This is a genomic window from Phormidium sp. FACHB-1136 (assembly GCF_014697375.1).
GTDB lineage: Bacteria > Cyanobacteriota > Cyanobacteriia > Phormidesmidales > Phormidesmidaceae > Nodosilinea.
Genome location: NZ_JACJRS010000184.1, coordinates 1 through 5,015 on the forward strand (window position 1 = coordinate 1; position 5,015 = coordinate 5,015).

The 5,015-nt window shown below is 57.7% G+C and carries 5 protein-coding genes and 1 pseudogene; 5 read left to right on the plus strand and 1 reads right to left on the minus strand.

All coding sequences use genetic code 11. The features are described from left to right. From H6G62_RS25955 to H6G62_RS25975, 5 genes are all read left to right on the plus strand, one after another. A partial coding sequence (locus H6G62_RS25955; protein WP_206755661.1) for an ATP-dependent DNA helicase RecG occupies window positions 1–1,520 on the plus strand: 1,520 nt, incomplete at its 5' end. A gap of 94 nt (window positions 1,521–1,614) precedes the next feature. After that, window positions 1,615–1,881: a hypothetical protein gene (locus H6G62_RS25960; RefSeq protein ID WP_190500586.1), complete on the plus strand. Its 267-nt coding sequence runs from the start codon at window positions 1,615–1,617 to the stop codon at window positions 1,879–1,881. Window positions 1,882–1,884: 3 nt separating this feature from the next. Then, window positions 1,885–3,474 carry a hypothetical protein gene (locus H6G62_RS25965; RefSeq protein WP_190500588.1) on the plus strand — a complete coding sequence of 530 codons (1,590 nt, stop codon included), beginning with the start codon at window positions 1,885–1,887 and terminating at the stop codon, window positions 3,472–3,474. A gap of 64 nt (window positions 3,475–3,538) precedes the next feature. Next, complete coding sequence (locus H6G62_RS25970; protein ID WP_190500591.1) at window positions 3,539–4,186, plus strand: siphovirus Gp157 family protein; 648 nt, start codon at window positions 3,539–3,541, stop codon at window positions 4,184–4,186. A gap of 70 nt (window positions 4,187–4,256) precedes the next feature. Continuing rightward, window positions 4,257–4,643, plus strand: coding sequence for a hypothetical protein (locus H6G62_RS25975; RefSeq protein WP_190500593.1), 387 nt, complete (start codon window positions 4,257–4,259; stop codon window positions 4,641–4,643). Here the strand turns inward: H6G62_RS25975 and H6G62_RS25980 are convergent. Next, window positions 4,640–5,015, minus strand: a pseudogene (locus tag H6G62_RS25980) (hypothetical protein); the annotation flags it as partial. The gene H6G62_RS25975 and the pseudogene H6G62_RS25980 overlap by 4 nt on opposite strands.

The window sequence follows — 5,015 nt, forward strand, 5'->3', positions numbered from 1 at the left end:
CCGCCAAATTTAGGCAGCGGCATAACTTGATCCCATTGTCGGAAGCGCTGGCCCAGATTCACTTTCCGGTCAGTCCATCTCAGCTCGAAGCGGCCCGCCGTCGGCTGATCTTTGACGAGTTCTTTTACCTCCAAATGGCGCTGCTGGTGCGTCGGGGCCAGGTGCCTCAGCGGGTGAAGCGTCAGAGTCTCTCGCAGTCTCTCTTAGAACGATTCCAAGCCAACCTGCCCTTTGCCCTGACTGGAGCCCAGCAGCGCACCCTGAACCAAGTCCTCGATGACCTGACCCAGACCTTCCCGATGAACCGCCTGGTGCAGGGGGACGTTGGGGCCGGGAAGACCGTAGTTGCCGTTGGCGCGTGCCTTGCGGTGATTGAGCAGGGCCAACAGGCGGCCCTGATGGCTCCGACGGAAACCCTGGCTCAGCAGCACCATGCCAAGGTCACGTCTTGGCTGGAGCCCTTGGGCCTCAAAACGGCCCTGCTGACGGGCAGCACCTCGACCAAAGAACGGCGCATTCTCCTGAGTGAGATCCTGCTGGGCCGCATCCATTTGCTCGTCGGCACCCATGCGCTCAGTAGTGCCAAAGTGCGCTATGCCGACCTGGGCCTTGTCGTCATTGATGAGCAACATCGGTTTGGTGTAAAGCAGCGCAACGCGATTCTAAAGAAAGGCAAAACCCCTCACCTGCTGAGCATGACGGCCACGCCCATCCCCCGCACTCTGGCCCTAGCCATGCACCAAGACATGGACGTGAGCCTGATTGATGAGTTGCCCCCAGGCCGTCAGCCCATCGTCACCCAAGTCTTGAGCCAAGAACAGCAACACCCCATCCATCGCCTGATTGAGGGTCAACTGGCCCAGGGCTTTCAAGCCTACGTGGTGCTGCCCTTGGTCAAGGACAACGACGACAGCGAACTGCGTTCTGCTGAAGCAGCCTTCGGAGACTATCAACGAGCCTTTCCCCATTACCAGGTGGGGATGCTGCATGGACAGATGACTACGGAGGCCAAAACCACAGCTCTCGATGCCTTTAGAACGGGACAGACCCAAATCCTGGTCGCCACCAGCGTGATTGAGGTTGGCGTTGATGTGCCCAACGCGACGGTGATGGTGGTCGAACATGCCGAACGGTTTGGCTTAGCCCAGCTCCACCAACTGCGGGGCCGGGTTGGGCGTAGCCACCATCAATCCTACTGTGTCCTCGTCAATGGCGCTGAAACTGAGGCCAGTGCCGAGCGGCTGCAAATTCTGGCCCAGCACCAGGATGGGTTCAAGGTGGCCGAAGCTGACCTGAGACTGAGGGGGGCAGGTGAAGTGTTGGGCCATAAACAGGCGGGTGTCCCCAAGTTTGCCCTAGCTGACCTGATGCGGGACCAGGGCTTGCTCAAGATCGCCAATGCTGCCGCTCGCTCTGCGGTCAACCAAGGACATCGGCTGCGGTGCTGGGATGGGATGGTCGCTGAAGCCCAGCGCCGGGGCCACCTAGAAAAAGCCCTCCGTCACACCCATCTCAATTAGTTGTTCCCCATCCCCCGTCACTCAGACCCCGATGCAGTCGCAGAGGGTGCTATCGCCCTGCTCTGAGTGACGTGAATTATCCAACAGAAAAGCTATGACCCATCCAGACAAAGCCCGAAAGTGGTATCTCCACTTCACGTTGTTCCAGCAGCGTGTGTATATCTCCATCCCTGAAGTGACGGGCATCCTTGGCGATGGCCACGACAACCTGACCTACCTCAGAACGACAATTGGAGCCTCGTTGTATGGCCACGTTGAATCAGGATCCATCGTTTCCCACCCCAACAAAACGGAGGAAGGATCCATTTCCTTTGCAGATCTCCTACAAAAGCTAAGCGACATCATCACAGCCCAAATCTAACCCATGACCCCAACCCAACCTTGGGTCGTTCTGATGCACGGTCTGGGGTGTGATAGTTCGACCATCGCCCACCTCTGGGCTACGAAACCCGAAACTCGACTCTTGCCTAATGGCGATCCCTTTGGCCTAGACCAACTGGTCATCCTGACCAGCCAAACCCTTGGCGAGTGGGGCCATACGGGATATCTGAACGAACAGTATCTGTACCCCGTTCTGGCGGAGAAAGGCATTCGCACCGTTCAGATCATGCGAGCTGGCCCCTCCACGAAAGACGGCTATCTGATTCTCGATGACACCCGACAGCCTAAGCGGTGCTGGATACGAGGCCGACAGGACGACCCTGGCCATCCGCTGCCGCCCCTCGACTCACGGGTGCTCGATTTCATGAGTGCCGAGACGTTGGCCCAACGCTTTCCAGGGGTGACGGTTCAGCCACCTCACTTCGATGGATTTGGCTTGGCCGATGAACTGCTCCGAGGGGCCACCGTGCCTCAGTTTGGTGAATCAAGGCGGCAGTGCTCACCCAAATTCAAGCACCAAGGCCAAGACCAATGGGTGATGGATCACGCGCTGGGCTATGGCCTCAGCCAAGAACTGATGCAGGTCGGGGGTGTGCCTCAGTTCAGCGGCAAGGGCCAGATCTGCCAGAACCACTTTAAGGCGGAACCCGCCAGCCAATGGCTCGACCAGCCTCCCGGCTATGGCCTCAGCCAAGACCTGATGGAAAGCGGCATCGTTCCACAGTTCGTTCAGAACCGTCGTCGGTGCAGCGCCAAGTTCAAATCAACAACCTGTGAGCAATGGCTAGGCTCAGAGCATGGCCCTGTCCCTGAAATCTTTGTCGCCATCGGGTTCACGGTCGGCGAAGAACGGCGGCGTGACCGAGGGGACTTGGCTGAAGCCAAACGGGCCAGCCAAGCCAAGCCGTCTTGGGTCAAGCGCACCAACTTTTATCCTCTAATTGACCAGTTCAAGCTCGACCGAGCCGGAACCGAAGCCTACGCCCAAGATGTCGTGGCGAGGGGCATTGAACCCTGGTGGCGTTCGGCTTGCGTCTATTGCCCCTTCTCAGGCATCGCTGGCCCCAAGGAGGAAGTGCTCTTTAAGCATCGACAATGCCCAGAGGAGTCTGGCTTTGCGCTGTTGATTGAACATCTGGCCCGACGGCTGAACCCCAAACAGACCCTCTATCCCCAGGGCCGCAGCCTGTTCCAGATGCTCAAAGATGACGGCAATCAAGCGGCACTAGATCATCTCCAGGCTCACCTTGAATCACTGCCCTGGGCCATTTATCGGGTTCAGCGAATCGTCGGCAACGGCATCCCCTGGCGCAAGGTGGAACTGCTAGCGGTCGAGGGCCATGACGCCATCGAGACTGAGCTGCGGGAACAGGCCACAAGACTGGGCGGTGAGCTTTCAACGAAACCGGATGGCTTCTTGAGAGCCTGGATCGAGCAGCGACACACCGATGATCACCGCATCGAAGACCTGCTGACCATGGCCCCGGCGCTGGCCAAGGAGAAGCACCGACCGGGTTGGGACAGGATGTGGGCCACATTCCACCGACCCTATACCCAGCAAACCTTGTTTTGAGTTAGCCCGCTATCGCTGGGGTGAGGCGACCCCCTTGACCTTGATGACTCTGAAAGGAACCCTCATGCCTACGCCTAAACCCACCCAGACCAAACCTAGCCAGACCAAACCCACTAAAACCCAACCCAACCGGACTCGCGCCATCCCTGAGTCGGTCGTGCAACGTTCCCTCAGCCTATCGAGTCGGAAAGCCGCTCGACTTTGGATGCAGCTTGAATCGGGCATGGCTGACCCCACTGACCTGCTGCCCGCCCTCCAACAGGCCCAAGGACACCAAGAAGATGCGGTCGATATTCATGTGGCCCTACGCCAGCACATTGATGCGGAGATTGCAGCGGCCCAAGCTCGACTGGATGCCCTAGCGGCGGTTCACGAAGCCGACATCGCCCGTCTAAAGCGGTGGGCCAATAGCTTAGACCAAGGGGTGCTTGACCTGCATGAGCAAGGTCTCATGGCTGATGAAGCGGTGGGTCAGACCTATCGGATTCGAGTAAAGCACAACCCTCCCAGTTGCGTGGTCTTGGATGAGGCCAAGATTCCAGAGCCCTACCTCAAGGCCAAAACGACCTATACGCCTGACAAGTCCGCCATCAAAGCGGCCATTCAATGCGGAGAGGTGGTGCCTGGGGCTGACCTGGTGCGGAAGCGCAAAGTCGTCTATGAAGCGGCCCCCACCAGCCTAGGACGAATGGCTGACCAGGCCCAGGTCTAATCCTTTCGCTCTGTGAATCCAGGGTGCTCGTCCATTGCGGCTAGCACCCCTGTTGTGATGCCCCCATGCCATGACTCAAGACTCAATCCAAGACTCAACCCAAGACTCAATCCAAGACAACTCAGACCGACGCTACGAGTGGGCCGAGGTGCCCATGCAACTCAGCATCCACTGGTTTGCTCCAGAGCAACCGGGCCAGCCCCGACCGGTGATGCTCGCCGTCACCACCTATGACGATGCCCCCATCGCCCGACTTGTCTCAGAGGAACCCTTAGAAAATCTGCTGCCTCAGCTTCAAGCCCTGCTCACCGAACTGGAGCAATCCCTCGCCATCCGCCAGATGCAGTGGCAACAGCGCCGCAAAAAGCAAAAGCGCAAACCCTCCGCCCCTCGACCCCAGACCACCACCTCCCACCCCACTCCCACCGTGTCCAGTACCCAAATCACGCTGTTTTAGCCATGTACCTCGTCATTCTTGAAGGTCAACAACATCAGATTCCCGATGAGATTGCCAGCGATGACCACAAACTTCTGACCCTGTTCAGTACCGTCAACCCGGCCCTGGCCAATGCCGAAATCAAACGAAACGGCACCCAGGTCGAAGTTGGGCATCTCCTTCGCTATCTTCTCTAGAATCTCTGCCTTTTTATGAATACTTGCATTGTCTAAAATGATAAGAATCTTAGGGCCATCCTGCTCAAAGTCTTCAATCCGTCTACCTCCTCCAACCCATTCCTGTTTCACTTCTTCGTAGAATCCATGGAGGACACTGAAAAAGCTATCACCAGTTCCCTTACTGATAAAATCAACAATGCGCTTCTTATCCGAA